The sequence below is a fragment of the Pseudomonas sp. GL-B-19 genome (genome assembly GCF_019956415.1).
Taxonomy (GTDB): domain Bacteria; phylum Pseudomonadota; class Gammaproteobacteria; order Pseudomonadales; family Pseudomonadaceae; genus Aquipseudomonas.
The window spans coordinates 73,424-90,775 of record NZ_JAHBDK010000015.1 but is presented as its reverse complement, the minus strand read 5'-3'; the positions used below and the strand labels follow the sequence as shown (position 1 = coordinate 90,775).

Genomic DNA, 17,352 nt, shown 5'->3' with positions numbered 1-17,352 from the left:
GTCCGGATATTCCTTAGAATATGCGGCCTTTCGGGCACCTATGCCCGCTGTGCCTTTAGATTTGCAGCACCGACTACAGGAACGATGTTCACATGCTAACAATCCGTCTTGCCCTTGGCGGCTCCAAAAAGCGCCCGTTTTACCACTTGACCGTAACCGACAGCCGCAACCCGCGCGACGGTTCGCACAAGGAACAGGTTGGTTTCTTCAACCCTGTTGCTCGTGGTCAAGAAGTCCGTCTGTCCGTGAACCAAGAGCGCGTAGCCTACTGGCTGAGCGTTGGTGCACAACCTTCTGAGCGTGTTGCTCAGTTGTTGAAGGACGCGGCTAAGGCTGCGGCCTGAGCAATATGAACGCGACGCCAGCTGTTGCTGATGATTTGATCGTTATCGGCAAAATTTATTCGGTTCATGGCGTTCGCGGCGAAGTGAAGGTGTATTCCTTTACTGATCCGACTGAAAACCTGTTGCAGTACAAAACCTGGACGCTCAAGCGCGAAGGCAATGTGAAACAGGTCGAGCTGGTCAGCGGACGTGGGAACGACAAGTTCCTGGTCGCAAAGCTCAAGGGTCTTGATGATCGTGAAGAAGCACGTCTTCTGGCCGGTTATGAGATCTGTGTGCCGCGCAACCTGTTCCCTGAATTGACCGACGGCGAGTACTACTGGTACCAGCTGGAAGGTCTGAAGGTTATTGATCAACTCGGGCAATTGCTCGGGAAAATCGATCATCTTCTGGAAACCGGCGCCAATGATGTAATGGTGGTCAAGCCTTGCGCTGGCAGCCTGGATGATCGCGAACGCCTGTTGCCCTATACGGAGCAATGCGTGTTGGCTGTCGATCTGGCCGCAGGCGAGATGAAGGTGGATTGGGACGCGGACTTCTAAGCGTGGCTAACTTGCGCGTAGAAGTGATCAGTTTGTTTCCCGAGATGTTCTCCGCCATCAGCGAGTACGGCATCACCAGTCGGGCGGTGAAACAGGGGCTCTTGCAGCTCACCTGTTGGAACCCGCGAGACTACACGACGGATCGACATCACACTGTGGATGATCGCCCATTTGGCGGTGGTCCGGGCATGGTGATGAAGATCAAGCCCCTGGAAGATGCACTGGTTCAGGCCAAGGCAGCAGCCGGGGAGGCGGCGAAGGTAATTTACCTGTCCCCCCAAGGCCGTCAACTGACTCAGTCGGCGGTGCGCGAGTTGGCGAATCTGGATGCATTGATCCTGATTGCCGGCCGCTATGAAGGCATTGACGAGCGTTTTATAGATACTCATGTCGATGAAGAGTGGTCGATTGGCGACTATGTACTGTCTGGCGGCGAGCTGCCGGCGATGGTCCTGATCGATGCGGTTACACGACTGCTGCCTGGAGCTTTAGGGCATGCGGACTCCGCCGAGGAAGATTCCTTTACGGATGGTCTGCTGGATTGCCCGCACTACACCCGACCGGAGGTGTATGCGGATCAGCGTGTTCCCGACGTGTTGCTAAGTGGCAATCACGCGCATATCCGGCGTTGGCGTTTACAGCAGTCCCTTGGTAGGACCTTTGAACGACGCGCCGATCTTCTGGAAAGCCGCTCGCTTTCTGGAGAAGAGAAGAAGCTGCTCGAGGAATACATCCGCGAGCGGGACGATAGTTAACAACGTATCGATGGTAGATCCGACGATTTACCTTAGGAGCACAGCATGACTAACAAAATCATCCTTGCACTCGAAGCAGAGCAGATGACCAAAGAGATCCCTACCTTTGCCCCGGGCGACACCATTGTCGTTCAGGTGAAAGTGAAGGAAGGCGACCGTTCGCGTCTGCAAGCGTTCGAAGGTGTTGTTATCGCCAAGCGTAACCGCGGCGTAAACAGTGCTTTCACCGTTCGTAAAATCTCCAACGGTGTTGGCGTAGAGCGTACTTTCCAGACCTACAGCCCGCAAATCGACAGCATGGCCGTTAAACGTCGCGGTGACGTACGTAAAGCCAAGCTGTACTACCTGCGTGACCTGTCCGGTAAAGCAGCTCGCATCAAGGAAAAACTGGCTTAAGTCCAGCTTCCGATGCAGAAAAAAGCAGCCTGCGGGCTGCTTTTTTGTTGCCTGCGATTTATGCCGGCAATGGTTCCGCGAGTGCGCGTGCTATGAAAGACTGTAAGTCACTTTTCAGTCGTTTCCTGCCTTGCCTGAGCCTTTATGCCTGCCATTGATCACCCACTGATAGACCAGTTCCTCGACGCCCTCTGGCTGGAAAAAGGCCTTTCCGACAACACTCGCGATGCCTATCGCAGCGACCTGGCCTTGTTCAACGGCTGGCTGCAGGAGGAGGGGTTGGAACTGGTCAACGCCGGACGGGAATTGATCCTCGATCACCTGGCCTGGCGTCTGGAGCAGAACTACAAACCCCGTTCCACGGCGCGATTCCTCTCGGGTGTGCGTGGGTTCTATCGCTACTTGCTGCGGGAAAAGTTGATCGCCGTCGATCCGACCTTGCGCGTAGACATGCCGCAGCTGGGTAGGCCTTTGCCTAAATCCCTGTCGGAAGCCGACGTCGAAGCCTTGCTCAAGGCGCCGGATTTGAGTGAAGCCATCGGCCAGCGTGACCGCGCCATGCTCGAAGTGCTTTATGCCTGTGGTTTGCGGGTGACAGAGCTGATCAGCCTGACGCTGGAACAGGTCAATTTGCGCCAGGGTGTGCTCAGGGTGATGGGCAAGGGCAGCAAGGAGCGCCTGGTGCCGATGGGTGAGGAGGCGATTGTCTGGGTCGAGCGCTACATGCGCGACGCCCGTGGAGAGTTGCTCGGCGGGCGTCCCAGCGATGTACTGTTCCCCAGTTTGCGCGGCGAGCAGATGACCCGCCAGACCTTCTGGCATCGCATCAAGCACCAGGCCAAGGTCGCCGGGATCGGCAAGTCGCTGTCGCCGCACACCTTGCGTCACGCTTTTGCGACGCACCTGCTCAACCACGGTGCCGACTTGCGCGTGGTGCAAATGCTGCTTGGCCACAGCGATTTGTCGACTACTCAGATCTACACTCATGTTGCCCGGGCGCGCTTGCAGGACCTGCACGCCAAACATCACCCCAGAGGCTGAACAAAATCCCTGTAGGAGTGAGCCTGCTCGCGATGGCGGTCTGTCAGTCACCGCTGTGTTGTCAGGACTACCGCAATCGCCGGCAAGCCGGTCTCACTCCTACAGGTTCTTCGGTGCTCTCAAAATCTCTGGCGACAGGCGCATTCGGCCATACGGGCCTTATGTGGTAGGCTTTGTCGGTTTGCACGATGGGCGGTTATGACCCGGTGTTTCGGTACGGGCGTTCTGATCGTTTCATTTGTCCGCCTTCAGGAGTTCTCATGCGTCTGACCCAGATTTTCGCCGCCGCTGCCATTGCGTTGGTCAGCACCTTTGCCGTCGCCGATGACGCGGCCGACAAAGCCATTCGTAAAAGCCTGGAAAACCTCCAGCTCGACGTGCCCGTCGAAACCATCACGGCCAGCCCGTTGCCAGGGATGTACGAAGTCAAACTCAAGGGCAGCCGCGTGTTGTATGCCAGCGCCGACGGCCAGTACGTGGTTCAGGGCTACCTGTTCCAGCTCAAGGATGGTAAACCGGTCAACCTGACCGAGAAGACCGAACGCCTGGGTGTTTCCAAACTGGTCAATGACATTCCTGTTGCGGAAACCGTGGTGTATCCAGCCATCGGCGAAACCAAGTCGCACATCACCGTGTTCACCGACACCACCTGCCCGTACTGCCACAAACTGCACGCCGAAGTGCCTGAGCTGAACAAGCGCGGCATCGAAGTACGTTATGTCGCGTTCCCGCGCCAGGGCCTGGGCTCGCCGGGTGACGAACAGCTGCAAGCGGTCTGGTGCTCGAAAGACAAGAAAGCGGCCATGGACAAAATGGTCGATGGCAAGGAAATCAAGGCCGCCAAGTGCGATAACCCGGTTTCCAAACAGTTCGCTCTTGGTCAGTCGATTGGCGTGAACGGCACACCGGCCATCGTTTTGGCCGACGGTCAGGTCATTCCGGGCTACCAGCCTGCGCCACAAGTCGCCAAACTGGCACTGAGCGCGAAGTAAATTCGCATCGTCACGGTCAGCCATTGACGATCATGGTCCGGCAGCATCATCGCCGGGGCATTAATAGGGAACCGCGAGCACGCGGTTGTTTTCACGGCCGACCTTGAGTCGGCCGTTTTATGGGGAGTTCACAGTGAAACCGGTCAAAGTAGGCATCTGTGGGTTAGGAACCGTCGGTGGCGGTACCTTCAACGTACTTCAGCGCAACGCCGAGGAAATTGCTCGTCGTGCCGGGCGTGGAATCGAAGTGGCACAAATTGCCATGCGCACGCCAAAGCCTCAGTTCCAGACGACCGGTATTGCGATTACCAACGATGTCTTCGAAGTGGCCACGAACCCTGAGATCGACATCGTTATAGAGCTGATGGGCGGCTACACCGTTGCCCGCGAGCTGGTACTCAAGGCCATCGAGAATGGCAAGCATGTGGTCACCGCGAACAAGGCACTGATTGCCGTTCACGGTAATGAAATTTTCGCCAAGGCTCGCGAGAAAGGCGTGATTGTGGCGTTCGAAGCGGCTGTGGCCGGCGGCATTCCGGTGATCAAGGCGATCCGTGAAGGCCTGTCTGCTAACCGCATCAACTGGGTCGCCGGGATCATCAATGGCACCGGCAACTTCATCCTCACCGAAATGCGTGAAAAGGGCCGAACCTTTGAAGACGTGCTGGCCGAGGCGCAAGCCCTGGGTTACGCCGAAGCCGATCCGACTTTCGACGTTGAAGGCATCGACGCAGCCCACAAGCTGACGATCCTGGCTTCCATTGCGTTCGGTATCCCGTTGCAATTCGACAAGGCCTACACCGAAGGCATCACCAAGCTGACCACCGCTGACGTGAACTACGCCGAAGCGCTGGGCTACCGCATCAAGCACCTTGGTGTGGCACGCAGCACTGCGGCCGGTATCGAACTGCGCGTACACCCGACGCTGATCCCGGCCGATCGCCTGATCGCCAACGTCAACGGCGTGATGAATGCGGTCATGGTCAATGGCGACGCTGCCGGTTCGACGTTGTTCTACGGCGCGGGTGCTGGCATGGAGCCAACCGCTTCGTCGGTGATCGCCGACCTGGTGGACGTGGTTCGCGCCATGACCTCCGACCCGGAAAACCGCGTACCGCACTTGGCTTTCCAGCCGGATTCGCTGTCGGCGCACCCGATCCTGCCGATCGAAGCCTGCGAAAGCGCCTACTACCTGCGCATTCAGGCCAAGGACCATCCGGGCGTGTTGGCCCAGGTGGCGAGCATCCTGTCGGAGCGTGGCATCAACATCGAATCGATCATGCAGAAAGAAGTGGAAGAGCATGACGGTCTGGTGCCGATGATCCTGCTGACTCACCGTGTGCTCGAACAGCACATGAATGACGCGATTGCCGCCCTTGAAGCGTTGTCCGGTGTTGTCGGTCCGGTTGTACGGATCCGCGTCGAGCACCTGAACTAAGTCGTTTTTGTTCACCGGGCGTTGTAATAACGCCCGGGTTTTCGAACACTGTCCATTGGAGCCAGTCATGCGTTATATCAGTACCCGCGGCCAGGCACCGGCCCTGAATTTCGAAGACGTCCTGCTGGCCGGTCTCGCCACCGACGGCGGTTTGTACGTCCCGGAAAACCTGCCACGTTTCACCCAGGAAGAAATCGCTTCCTGGGCCGGCCTGCCGTATCACGAACTGGCTTTCCGGGTGATGCGCCCGTTCGTGACCGGCAGCATTCCCGATGCCGATTTCAAAAAGATTCTCGAAGAAACGTACGGTGTGTTCTCGCACAACGCCGTCGCGCCACTGCGTCAGTTGAACGGCAATGAATGGGTGCTGGAGCTGTTCCACGGCCCGACCCTGGCGTTTAAAGACTTCGCCCTGCAACTGCTCGGTCGCCTGCTCGACTACGTGCTGGAAAAGCGCGGCGAGCGCGTGGTGATTGTCGGCGCTACTTCCGGTGATACCGGCTCGGCCGCCATCGAAGGCTGCAAGCATTGCGAAAACGTCGACATCTTCATCCTGCACCCGCACAACCGCGTGTCCGAAGTACAGCGTCGGCAGATGACCACCATCTTCGGCGAGAACATCCACAACATCGCCATCGAAGGTAACTTCGATGACTGCCAGGAAATGGTCAAGGCGAGCTTCGCCGATCAGAGCTTCCTCAAAGGCACGCGTCTGGTCGCGGTGAACTCGATCAACTGGGCGCGGATCATGGCCCAGATCGTCTACTACTTCCACGCATCGCTGCAATTGGGTGGCCCGGCGCGTTCGGTATCCTTCTCGGTGCCAACCGGCAACTTCGGCGACATCTTCGCCGGTTACCTGGCGCGCAACATGGGCCTGCCAATCAACCAGTTGATCGTCGCCACCAACCGCAACGACATCCTGCACCGCTTCATGAGCGGCAACCAGTACGTCAAGGAAACCCTGCACGCCACGCTGTCGCCGTCGATGGACATCATGGTGTCGTCGAACTTCGAACGACTGCTGTTCGACCTGCACGGTCGCAACGGCGCGGCGATTGCCGGGCTGATGGACAGCTTCAAGCAGGGCGGCGGTTTCAGCGTCGAAGAGGAGCGCTGGACCGAAGCCCGCAAACTGTTTGATTCGCTGGCCGTGGACGACGTGCAAACCTGCGAAACCATCGCCGAAGTGTACGAGCAAACCGGCGAGCTGCTGGATCCACACACTGCTATCGGCGTGAAGGCTGCGCGCGAGTGCCGTCGCAGTCTGGATATTCCAATGGTGATCCTTGGCACGGCGCATCCGGTCAAATTCCCGGACGCAGTGGAGAAGGCTGGCGTAGGAAAAGCGCTTGAGCTCCCTGTACATCTTTCTGATTTGTTTGAGAGAGATGAGCGTTGCACCGTGTTGCCAAACGACCTGAAAGCCGTGCAGGCCTTTGTCAGTCAGCATGGCAACCGCGGCAAGCCCCTGTAACCGGTAAAAGCTGTCACATTTTGAAGCCCGTCTCCTGACGGGCTTTCTCATTTCTGCATGCCACACTTGTCGCGTTTTCACCCATGAGGAAAGGGTGAGTTGATCACGAAGGAAGTGGCAATGCGGTTTTGTAGAGGGTTCAAACCAGCCGTGTGCTGGGTGTTTTTAATCAGTGCCATCGGCTTGGTTCAAACGGCGCTGTCAGCACAATTGGCGATTCCCGAGGCAAAGGGATCTGTCATTGGCGCGATGATCGAGCTGGATGCCCAAGAAAAAAAATGGTTGGCCGAACACCCCCAAGTTATCGTCGCGTCCACGCAATACCCGCTGTATCTGTTCAAGGATGAGCACGGCCAATGGAGCGGTTTGAACAACGATGTCCTCAACCGCATCAGTGCGATGACGGGGTTGCAGTTTGTCCACGAAGAGTCGTTCTCCAACGCCCAGTTGCTTGAAAGACTGGAGAGTGGCGCGGCGGACATGAGCACCACGCTGGCGATGAACGACGAGCGCAAGACGTTCCTGGATTTCAGTCATGCATTCGGTGGGGCGGGGTGGGTGTTTGTCGGGCAGGCGGGAGTGCCTGAGGTCCAGTCTCTGGAACAACTGATGAAAAGAGTGCTGGTGCTGCCGGCCAGGCACGCGCTGGAGTCGATGATTCGTCGTGACTATCCGTCCATCGAGCTGCGTTCTGTCAAAACGTATGCCGAGGCCCGGGCGCTGGTCGAGAGCGGCGAAGCTTATGCGACCATCGAAAACGAAACCGGCGCGCAGCTCTTTCCATTGGGGCAACTTAAGGTGGGGCGTACGATTGAGGGCAAATGGGAAGCGGACTACCTGACGATACGCAAAGGTCAGCCGCAATTGCTGAGCATCCTCAACAAGGCGCTTGAGGCGTTTGCGCCTGCCGAGTTGCGCGCCATTCGCTTGAAGTGGCTTAACGGAATCGGCCCGGTGCGTGCGCCGACTGCCTGGCAACGGTTCACCCAGTGGGGTTGCTGGGGCGTTTGCATCGTCAGCGTGTTCGGCCTGTTGTCCTTGCTCTGGAATCGACGTCTGGCGGTGTTGATCCAGCAACGTCTGAAGGCCGAGAAAAGTCTCAGCGATCAACTGGCCTTCCAGCACGCGTTGATGGACGCGATGCCCGACCCGATGTTTGTGCGTGATCTGGAAGGGCGGATGGTCATGTGCAACAAGAGTTATGAAGAAGGCTTGTCGACCCGTTTCGATCAGGTTCAGGGACGACAGTTGATCGAACTCGACCTTCTGCCCAAAGCGACCGCCGAACAGTTGCATGCCGAATTTATCGCCCAACTTGCCACGCGCAAGCCCCAATTCATTGAACGTCAATTGATGTTCCACAATGGCGTCAGAAACGTTTACCAATGGACGGTGCCGTTCTACAGCGCCGACGGCCAATTGCGAGGTTTATTGGGGGGCTGGACCGACAGAAGTCGGCGAAGAGGAGAGTGAAGCCGTTGTTTTCTCCTTGTCATCTTCGACGTGCATGCTCTATCAACCAGAGGCGCCGACGCGCCTGCACCTGAAATCCAGAACTTTCTTCTCGGGCCAGTGGTCATTTATTGTGAGCAGGCCCCAGGCACTTTGTTTTCGGACTATTGAGTGGTGATCGAGATGGAAAGTATCAGTCTATTGCTCGGTGAGGCGCTGAGCCCCTATCAGGTCACACTGACCCCGTCGGGTGCCCGCAGTGAATGCCTGGTGACACTGAAGAATACGACGGGCGCGATTGTCGTCGAACGGGTCTTCAATCAGGCTCAGCTGACCGACAAGCGTCTGCTGACCGACGTCGTCGATGGATTGCACCGCGACGTGCTCATTGCCGAAGGACGGCTGGAGCCCTGTGTCATCGCGGCGTTGCGCAATGCGGCCCAGGACAAAATCCTGGCCAGCCGAAATTGAAGTGACTTTTGTGGGAACCTTCCTGCGCCAAGGTCAGTCAGACCCCGTAACGGCAAGATCAAGCATTGTGCTCCGGTGCTTGTAGCTTGCTGCTACGGGTCTTTATGTAGGCCACGTTTGACCCCGAGTCGTCTCCCCACTTCTCGGGGTTTCTTTTTGCCTGCGATGGGCTAATGCCCGACCTGTGCCACGAATCGGATAGTCAACGCATCACCTTAGATAGCCCCTTCTTTGCGCAATTGTGCGATTTGCAGCGCGTCATAGCCAAGTTCCTGGAGCACCTGTACGTTGTGCTCACCCAGTTGCGGCCCGACCCATTCTGAAGTGCCGGGTGTCTCTGAGAGTTTCGGCACAATGCCCGGCATTTTGAAATCTTTGCCATCCGGAAGCTTGGCCTGCAGGAACATTTCCCGGGCCAGGTACTGCGGATCGCTGAACATGTCTTCAGCGCTGAAGATCCGACTGGCCGGCACGTCGGCCTGATTCAATTGTTCGATGACCGTGTCCAGCGGCAGCGAGTTGACCCAGCGGTCGATCACGCCATAAATCTCGTCGCGGCGGCTGTCACGCCCGTCGTTGCTGGCCAGCACCGGGTCATTGGCCAGGTCTTCGCGGCCGATGATCAGCATGAACCGTTTGAAAATCGCATCGCCATTGGCGCCGATCTGCACGTGTTTGCCGTCGGCGCTGGTGTGGATCGAGGAGGGCGTAATACCCGGCATGATGTTACCGGTGCGTTCGCGAATGAAACCAAACACATCGAACTCCGGCACCATGCTTTCCATCATCGCGAAGATCGCTTCATACAGCGCCACATCGACCACTTGGCCGAGGCCGCCGTTCACTTCGCGATGACGCAGGGCCATCAGCGCGCCTATTACACCCCAGAGCGCCGCAATCGAGTCGCCGATGGAAATCCCGGTGCGCACCGGTGGCCGATCCTCGAACCCGGTGATGTAGCGCAGGCCGCCCATGGACTCACCGACGGCGCCAAACCCTGGCTGATCTTTCATCGGCCCGGTCTGACCGAAACCGGAGAGGCGCACCATCACCAGTTTCGGGTTAAGCGCGTGCAGAACTTCCCAGCCCAGTCCGAGCTTCTCCAGGACGCCAGGGCGAAAATTCTCGATCAGGATGTCCGCTTCACTGAGCAGCTTTTTCAGAATCGTCAGGCCGTCGGGGTGTTTCAGGTTCAGGGTCAGGGACTTTTTGTTACGCGCCTGAACGAACCACCATAGCGAGGTACCCTCATACATTTTTCGCCATTTGCGCAACGGATCGCCGCCGTCGGGGGATTCGATCTTGATCACTTCGGCGCCAAACTCGCCGCAAATGCGCGAGGCAAACGGCCCGGCGATCAGCGTACCCAATTCAATGACTTTCAGACCTGAGAGCGGTTTTCCGGAGAGCGGCATGCGGGATCCTGTAGGACAAAGGCTGAGCGAATACAGCGTTTTAACATAGCCGAACGTCAGACGAGCAAGCAGAATCGCCTTCAGTTCGATGATTGCCTACAGCATCGGTTAGACTTGCCGCCTTTCCTCGTATCAAGAAGCCCGTTCATGGCCCAGCCGTCCACGACCTACAAGTTTGAACTGAATCTCACCGACCTCGACCGCAGCGTTTACGAGAGCGTGAAGCAGACCATCGCCCGTCACCCTTCGGAAACCGAAGAACGCATGACCGTACGGCTGCTGGCCTATGCCTTCTGGTACAACGAGCAACTGTCATTCGGTCGTGGTCTGTCAGACGTGGATGAACCAGCCCTGTGGGAAAAGAGCCTGGACGATCGCGTCCTGCACTGGATCGAAGTCGGCCAGCCAGACGCCGATCGCCTGACCTGGTGCTCGCGTCGCACCGAACGCACCAGTTTGCTGGCCTACGGCAGCTTGCGCGTCTGGGAAACCAAAGTGATCCCGGCCATCAAAAACCTGAAAAACGTGCACATTGCTGCCGTGCCTCAGGAAGTCCTGGAAACCCTGGCCAAAGACATGCCACGGGTAATCAAGTGGGACGTGATGATCAGCGAAGGGACGATTTTCGTCACTGACGACCGTGGTCAACACGAAGTCCAGTTGCAATGGTTGAGCGGCGAACGCGGCTGATTATTCGCTGCGGGCCCATTTCACCCGGTTTTATCCTACGTATTCAAGAGAAGCACCTGTCACCCCATGCGCATCGAACCTCGCCTGTTGCCCGACACCCTGCCATTTCTCGGTGATCTGCCGCCGCTGCTGACCCGCCTGTACGCGGCGCGGGGCGTACTGACCGAGGCTGAACTGGACAAAAGCCTGGCGCGGCTGATTCCGTTTCAGCAGCTCAAGGGCATTGATGCCGCCGTGGATTTGCTGGTGACGGCGTTGGATCAGCGGCAGCGGATTCTGATTGTCGGCGACTTTGACGCCGATGGTGCGACGGCCAGTACCGTGGGTGTATTGGGATTGCGCCTGCTGGGCGCGGCTCATGTCGATTACCTGGTGCCGAACCGGTTTGAGTATGGCTACGGCCTGACGCCGGAAATAGTCGAAGTGGCGTTGACTCGCACTCCGCAATTGCTGATCACCGTGGACAACGGTATTTCCAGTGTCGAAGGTGTCGCTGCGGCGAAGAAACATGGTCTTAAGGTGCTGGTCACCGACCATCACTTGCCCGGTGACGAACTGCCGCTGGCCGACGCCATCGTCAATCCGAACCAGCCAGGGTGCAACTTCCCGAGCAAGGCGCTGGCCGGCGTCGGGGTGATTTTCTATGTGCTGATGGCGCTTCGCGCGCGTTTGCGCAGCCTCGGCTGGTACGAGAGCACGCCGCAGCCGAACATTGGCGAGTTGCTGGACCTGGTAGCGCTGGGCAGCGTCGCTGACGTGGTGCCGCTGGATGCCAACAACCGGATACTGGTGCACCAGGGCCTGGAGCGGATTCGCGCCGGACGTGCCCGGCCGGGGATCAAGGCGATTCTTGAAGTGGCCAAACGTGATCATGCCCGCATCACTTCCACGGATTTGGGCTTCATTGTAGGCCCGCGCCTGAACGCGGCAGGACGCCTGGACGACATGAGCCTGGGGATCGAGTGTCTGCTCACTGAAGACGCGGGTCTGGCGCGGGAAATGGCTGTGCAACTCGACGGTATGAACCAGGACCGCAAATCCATCGAGCAGGGCATGCAGCGTGAAGCGCTGGCGCAACTGAAGGATTTGCCGGTCGAGTCGATGCCATTCGGTTTGTGCCTGTTTGATCCCGAATGGCACCAGGGTGTCATCGGTATCCTCGCTTCGCGTATGAAAGAGCGCTATTTCCGGCCGACCATCGCCTTTGCCGATGCTGGTGATGGTTTACTCAAGGGCTCGGGGCGTTCGGTTCAGGGGTTCCACATTCGCGACGCGTTGAGCGTGGTGGCGGCCCAGCATCCCAACCTGATCAGCAAATACGGCGGCCACGCCATGGCGGCTGGCCTGACACTGCCGGAAGCGAATTTTCCGCTGTTCGCCGAGGCATTCGACGCTGAAGTGCGCCGGCAATTGCGCGAAGAAGACCTGACGGGGCGCCTGCTGTCGGACGGCACGCTGGCGGTCGAAGAATTCCACCTTGAACTGGCCCGAGCCCTGCGTCATGCCGGTCCTTGGGGACAGCACTTCCCGGAACCGTTGTTCCATGGCGTGTTCCAGTTGGTTGAACAGCGCGTCGTCGGTGAACGCCACCTGAAAGTAGTACTGAAAAGCGAATGCGGTTCGGTGAAACTGGACGGTATCGCCTTCGGCATCGACCGCGAAATCTGGCCGAATCCGACTATCAAGTGGGTGGAATTGGCCTACAAACTCGACCTCAACGAGTTTCGCGGTAACGAGACCGTGCAGCTGATGATTGCCCACATCGAACCGCGTTAAGCCCATCGCGGGCAAGCCTTGCTCCTACAGGAGCAAGGCTTGCCCGCGATAGCGATCTTCCTGACGCCAATTATCCCCGGAACCCTCCCCCATCTCCCCGATGTCGACTAGGCTCTAATCACTGCTTGATTATCCTTGTGACGTCTTGTCGAATTTTTTGCCCGCGGGGGCGGGTGCTGCGCCTTTTTTTCCTGTCACTCGTCGACTTTTCAAACAGAACCCTGGAGCCTGCCCACTGATACGAGAGGTGACCCATGAGTCTGCTGCTTGAACCCTATACCCTGCGTCAATTGACCCTTCTCAACCGTATCGCGGTATCCCCGATGTGTCAGTACTCCAGCGTTGATGGGCTGGCCAATGACTGGCACCTTGTCCACCTCGGCAGTCGCGCGGTCGGCGGCGCCGGCCTGGTGTTTACCGAAGCCACGGCGGTCACCGCCGACGGGCGCATCACCGCCCAGGACCTTGGCCTGTGGAACGACGAACAGATTGAACCCCTGCAACGCATTACGCGCTTTATCGCCGCTCAGGGCGCTGTGGCCGGCATCCAGTTGGCGCACGCCGGGCGTAAGGCCAGCACCCATCGGCCGTGGCTCGGCAAACATGGCAGCGTTAAACCCGAAGACGGCGGCTGGGTGCCGGTGGGCCCGTCGACGATTGCCTTTGACCCGCAGCACACCCACCCACGGCAACTCGATGAAAGCGAGATCGCTGAGGTCGTTCAGGCCTTTGTTGACTCGGCCAAGCGTGCACTGACGGCCGGTTTCAAAGTGGTCGAAATACACGCCGCCCACGGTTACCTGCTGCATCAATTTCTGTCGCCCCTGAGCAATCAGCGGCGCGATCAATATGGCGGCTCGTTCGAGAACCGTATTCGGCTGGTGCTGCAAGTTACCGAAGCGGTGCGTGCGGTGTGGCCTGAAGAGCTGCCGCTGTTCGTGCGGGTGTCGGCCACCGATTGGGTGGAAGACGGCTGGAACCCGGATGAAACCGTGGAGTTGGCGCGCCGCCTCCAAGCGTTGGGCGTGGACTTGATCGACGTTTCGTCAGGCGGTACCGCGGCCAATGCCGAAATTCCGACAGGCCCCGGTTATCAAACCCGCTTCGCCGAGCGCGTGCGCAAGGAGTCGGGCATTGCCACTGGTACGGTGGGCATGATTACCGAGCCGGCCCAGGCCGAACACATCTTGCGCACGTGCCAGGCAGACATCATTTTCCTGGCGCGAGAACTGTTGCGCGATCCGTATTGGCCGCTGCATGCCGATGATGATCTGGGTGGGCGCAAGGCTATCTGGCCAGCGCAGTACCAGCGAGCGACGCACCGGGAACAGCCGATACATGAGTCGGATTTGCGTGACTGAGGGATGTCTGTAGAACCAAAAAGCCCCGATTGTTGAGATCGGGGCTTTTGTGTTTTTTGAGCCGGGATTTTTGTAAGTCTGGACCGGCCCCATCGCGAGCAGGCTCGCTCCCACAATTGATCTTTTTCAAACACAAAGTCTGTGACTCATGGAGATCCAATGTGGGAGCGAGCCTGCTCGCGATAGCGCCAGTTCAGGCGCCCAATAACTGTCAGGTGTACTTACGCTTATCCGGCGCCGGCGGGAAGTACTGGTACAACCAGGTCTCACTCAACGTCCGGTCATTGGTACGAATGAACAACCGCAGCTCCACCGGCTCCACGCTGTCATTGGTCGGGAACCAGTCGAAGGTAATGCGGTAACCCTTGATGTCGTCCAGTACCAGGACGTTGAAATCCTTTACCTGTCCATTCGAACACGTCACCACCGGCTCAATCCCGGCCCCTTCCGGTAAGCGATCCAGACCGCCACCGGTGAAGTCCACCGCAAAGCGTCGCGCCCAGACCTCCGGGTAATGCTCGCCCGGCGCCCAGCCCTCGGTGAAGCCGCCCATGCCCGAACGGGTCGCATTGACCCGCGCCAGCGGCGTGCCGACCGGTGGCAGCGCGCTCCAGTAGAGCTTGTAGCCGTAATTCAGGGAATCACCGGCGGCGACCGGTTTTTTCGGGGTCCAGAACGCGACGATGTTATCCAGTGTCTCTCCGGTTGTAGGAATTTCCAGCAGATCGATAGAGCCTTCGCCCCACGCGGTTGTAGGTTCTACCCACAGACTTGGGCGCTTGCTGTACCAGTCGACCGTGTCTTGATAGCTGGCGAACTCATGGTCGGTCTGCACCAGGCCGAAACCTTTCGGATCGGTGTCGGCGAAGGCATTGAATTGCAGGGTCGCCGGGTTGTTCAGCGGACGGCAGATCCACTCGCCGTTACCGCGCCACATCGCCAGACGATCCGAGTCGTGGATCTGCGGGTGAATGGTGTCGCACATGCGCCGCTCATGGGTGCCGCAGCTGAACATACTGGTCATCGGCGCGATGCCCAGTTGCTCGATGGCGGTACGCGCGTTGATATGAGCATCGACACCCATGACGACCTGGTTGGCCTGGCAATCGATGTCGAAACGGTAAGCGCCCGTGGCGCTCGGCGAATCCAGCAGGGCATAAACCACAAAGCGGGTGCTGTCTTTGTCCGGCGTCTCGAACCAGAACTTGGTGAAGTCCGGAAACTCCTCACGCTTCTTGCCATACGTATCAATCGCCAGCCCGCGCGCCGACAGACCGTACTGCCCGGTGTTATCCACCGCACGGAAATAACTCGCGCCGAGGAAGGACAACACATCGTGCCTGTCCAGCTCCGGGGCCTTGAACAGCTTGAACCCGGAAAACCCCAAATCGCCTGTGAGCTGTTTGGTGTCGACCGTGGTTTTTTCATAGTTGAACAGGGAAGGGCGGAAATGCACCTCCCGCGCCTGACGCGTCTTGGGGTCGACGCTGTACATACGCACCGGCTGCTTGAACCCCATGCCGACGTGGAAAAACTGCACGTCCAGCTGACCGTTCAAATCCTTCCACAGCGAGTGATTCGCGTCGTAGCGGATCGCGTTGAAATTCTGCGGCGTCATGGTCGCCAGCGTCGGCGGCAGCACCTGCTTGGTGTCCTGATAGCGGTTGCCGGCGAGTTGCCTGGCCTGAATCTTCAGCGCTTCGAAATCGAACGCCTGGGCCACGCCATCCGCCGTATCGTTGCCCGCCCAGGCACGGGCGGCCAGCAGTCCGGTGGCCGACAAACCGGTGTAGGCCGCGATGGCCATGGACGCTTTGAGCAAATTCCTGCGGTGCATAAGTACAACCTGTCGTGAGCAATCCCGCGCCGTTCCTGGCACTACTGGATCAAAAATAACGGTTCGGACATGCCTTCGACCAAACGCAACGGACTTTAAACAGATGCCAAATAGCTTAAACCGTTCGGTTGCAGACAAAAATTGATGGATAGCACTTTGATGGTTCGGCAATGAAACAAGAAATGTCGGTTAACAATTCCGACAGTACTTTCTGATTTATAGGGCATTTCTGCTTTTATTGACTAATTACTCTAAAAACTCCTTTCCAGCGCCGGGAATGTTCCTATTCTGTGCTCATGACCGGCTTCTGCCCTTAAGGCCGGCGACAAACAAAAAGGATAGGGCGATGCGGTTTTTGAAGTTTTCTCGGTCTTATAGAAGGACATCGTCAATGACAAAAGTACAAGGCATCACCGAAATGTTAGGCCTCTTCCCCTGCCTGGCAAGCGGCCGGCGAAGGCGCCGGCTCAACCCGGACGAAATGAAGTTGTTGGAACGGTATCGAGAGCTGTCGGAGAGCGACCGGATTGCGATGCGGTATCTGGTGGATGCGATGCGCAGTGTTTCGCGGTTTTGATGGTTTGAGATTAAGTCTTGTTGGAAAGCCAAGGGGCGGACTGTGAAGTCCGCCCCTTTTTTCATCTTTTACCCTGCCTTCAACTGCAAGTGCCCATGATCTTGAAGGGGCGTTGTACTTGCATCAGGTCAGGCATGTCCCGCCATTTGATCCAGGCTTGATGTTGCCAGTGCAGTAGCGGCACCGAGATGCCTGCCCATTGCAATGAACTCAGGCTTGGAATGTTATCCACAGCTGCTTTTGACTCGCGCAGCGTAGGTATGACTTCGTTGCTTAGCCATTGGCGCAGGTTTCGGTTTTCCGGGACGAAATGGTAGATCAGCAAGGTGTACACACCTGACTCACTGACCATCAGTGATTCGACGGTTTTGCCGTTCTTGAGCAAAAAGACGTATCGGCGTTGATCGGGATCGAGTTTAAGGGTGAGACGTTGGTCCATTGTGCGGCCCATCAAGCGACCGAGGTCCTGGACACAAAACCAGGCTTGGTTGTCCTGCATGAAGGCATGGAAGAAGCGGCTGTGACGGGTAAAGACGGTTGGTGTGAAGTAAGGTAGAAGCGAGTTTTGAGCGTGAGCTGACATGAAGTGACTTCCGTTTTGATCAGGAAAGTCGCCATCAACCCTTCGACAGGTTGGGTGGCGAACCGAGTGGCGTTCGAAGTCGGGACACTTCCAGTCAAAACGGAAGCCGAAAGGCCCGCGCCACACGGCCCGCCATAATGCAGAACTAACGGCAGAAAACAGCCACAGTTCTATGGGGGCGCGTAAGCACCGTTCTGACATTTCC

Annotated in this window: 17 protein-coding genes; 14 read left to right on the top strand and 3 right to left on the bottom strand. The window is 57.9% G+C overall.

The features are described from left to right. Positions 1-92: 92 nt before the first annotated feature. The 10 genes from rpsP (at position 93) to KGB06_RS03985 (ending at position 8,908) form a co-directional block, all read left to right on the top strand. Positions 93-344: a 30S ribosomal protein S16 gene (rpsP, locus tag KGB06_RS04030; RefSeq protein WP_007944872.1), complete on the top strand. Its 252-nt coding sequence runs from the start codon at positions 93-95 to the stop codon at positions 342-344. 5 nt (positions 345-349) lie between these two features. After that, positions 350-886 carry a ribosome maturation factor RimM gene (rimM, locus tag KGB06_RS04025; protein WP_007944873.1) on the top strand — a complete coding sequence of 179 codons (537 nt, stop codon included), beginning with the start codon at positions 350-352 and terminating at the stop codon, positions 884-886. A gap of 2 nt (positions 887-888) precedes the next feature. After that, positions 889-1,641 carry a tRNA (guanosine(37)-N1)-methyltransferase TrmD gene (gene trmD, locus KGB06_RS04020; RefSeq protein WP_007944874.1) on the top strand — a complete coding sequence of 251 codons (753 nt, stop codon included), beginning with the start codon at positions 889-891 and terminating at the stop codon, positions 1,639-1,641. Positions 1,642-1,686: 45 nt separating this feature from the next. Then, positions 1,687-2,037: a 50S ribosomal protein L19 gene (gene rplS / locus KGB06_RS04015; RefSeq protein WP_003175895.1), complete on the top strand. Its 351-nt coding sequence runs from the start codon at positions 1,687-1,689 to the stop codon at positions 2,035-2,037. Between the two features lie 144 nt (positions 2,038-2,181). Next, entirely contained in the window at positions 2,182-3,078 is an 897-nt protein-coding gene (xerD, locus tag KGB06_RS04010) for a site-specific tyrosine recombinase XerD (protein ID WP_223512015.1), read from the top strand. Between the two features lie 260 nt (positions 3,079-3,338). Continuing rightward, positions 3,339-4,070, top strand: coding sequence for a bifunctional protein-disulfide isomerase/oxidoreductase DsbC (gene dsbC, locus KGB06_RS04005; protein WP_223512013.1), 732 nt, complete (start codon positions 3,339-3,341; stop codon positions 4,068-4,070). Positions 4,071-4,203: 133 nt separating this feature from the next. Continuing rightward, positions 4,204-5,508, top strand: coding sequence for a homoserine dehydrogenase (locus KGB06_RS04000; protein ID WP_223512011.1), 1,305 nt, complete (start codon positions 4,204-4,206; stop codon positions 5,506-5,508). A gap of 67 nt (positions 5,509-5,575) precedes the next feature. Beyond that, entirely contained in the window at positions 5,576-6,985 is a 1,410-nt protein-coding gene (thrC, locus tag KGB06_RS03995) for a threonine synthase (protein WP_223512009.1), read from the top strand. Between the two features lie 120 nt (positions 6,986-7,105). Next, positions 7,106-8,458, top strand: a complete 1,353-nt coding sequence (locus KGB06_RS03990) for a transporter substrate-binding domain-containing protein (protein ID WP_223512007.1) — start codon at positions 7,106-7,108, stop codon at positions 8,456-8,458. 162 nt (positions 8,459-8,620) lie between these two features. Then, complete coding sequence (locus tag KGB06_RS03985) at positions 8,621-8,908, top strand: DUF3509 domain-containing protein (protein ID WP_223512005.1); 288 nt, start codon at positions 8,621-8,623, stop codon at positions 8,906-8,908. Between the two features lie 215 nt (positions 8,909-9,123). Here KGB06_RS03985 and KGB06_RS03980 read toward each other — a convergent pair whose 3' ends face one another. Continuing rightward, positions 9,124-10,323, bottom strand: coding sequence for a CaiB/BaiF CoA transferase family protein (locus KGB06_RS03980; protein ID WP_223512004.1), 1,200 nt, complete (start codon positions 10,321-10,323; stop codon positions 9,124-9,126). 147 nt (positions 10,324-10,470) lie between these two features. On the opposite strand from KGB06_RS03980, the gene KGB06_RS03975 reads away from it, so the two are divergent. From KGB06_RS03975 to KGB06_RS03965, 3 genes are all read left to right on the top strand, one after another. Next, positions 10,471-11,013: a YaeQ family protein gene (locus tag KGB06_RS03975; RefSeq protein ID WP_007897614.1), complete on the top strand. Its 543-nt coding sequence runs from the start codon at positions 10,471-10,473 to the stop codon at positions 11,011-11,013. Positions 11,014-11,079: 66 nt separating this feature from the next. Beyond that, complete coding sequence (gene recJ, locus KGB06_RS03970; protein ID WP_223512003.1) at positions 11,080-12,789, top strand: single-stranded-DNA-specific exonuclease RecJ; 1,710 nt, start codon at positions 11,080-11,082, stop codon at positions 12,787-12,789. Positions 12,790-13,043: 254 nt separating this feature from the next. Beyond that, entirely contained in the window at positions 13,044-14,150 is a 1,107-nt protein-coding gene (locus tag KGB06_RS03965) for an NADH:flavin oxidoreductase/NADH oxidase (RefSeq protein ID WP_223512002.1), read from the top strand. Positions 14,151-14,361: 211 nt separating this feature from the next. Here KGB06_RS03965 and KGB06_RS03960 read toward each other — a convergent pair whose 3' ends face one another. Continuing rightward, positions 14,362-15,987 carry a glucan biosynthesis protein D gene (locus tag KGB06_RS03960; RefSeq protein WP_223512001.1) on the bottom strand — a complete coding sequence of 542 codons (1,626 nt, stop codon included), beginning with the start codon at positions 15,985-15,987 and terminating at the stop codon, positions 14,362-14,364. Positions 15,988-16,378: 391 nt separating this feature from the next. Between KGB06_RS03960 and KGB06_RS03955 the strand changes: the two genes are divergently transcribed. Then, positions 16,379-16,564, top strand: coding sequence for a hypothetical protein (locus tag KGB06_RS03955; RefSeq protein ID WP_223512000.1), 186 nt, complete (start codon positions 16,379-16,381; stop codon positions 16,562-16,564). Positions 16,565-16,643: 79 nt separating this feature from the next. Here the strand turns inward: KGB06_RS03955 and KGB06_RS03950 are convergent, their stop codons facing one another. Beyond that, positions 16,644-17,147, bottom strand: a complete 504-nt coding sequence (locus KGB06_RS03950) for a Bro-N domain-containing protein (RefSeq protein ID WP_223511999.1) — start codon at positions 17,145-17,147, stop codon at positions 16,644-16,646. Positions 17,148-17,352: the final 205 nt, after the last annotated feature.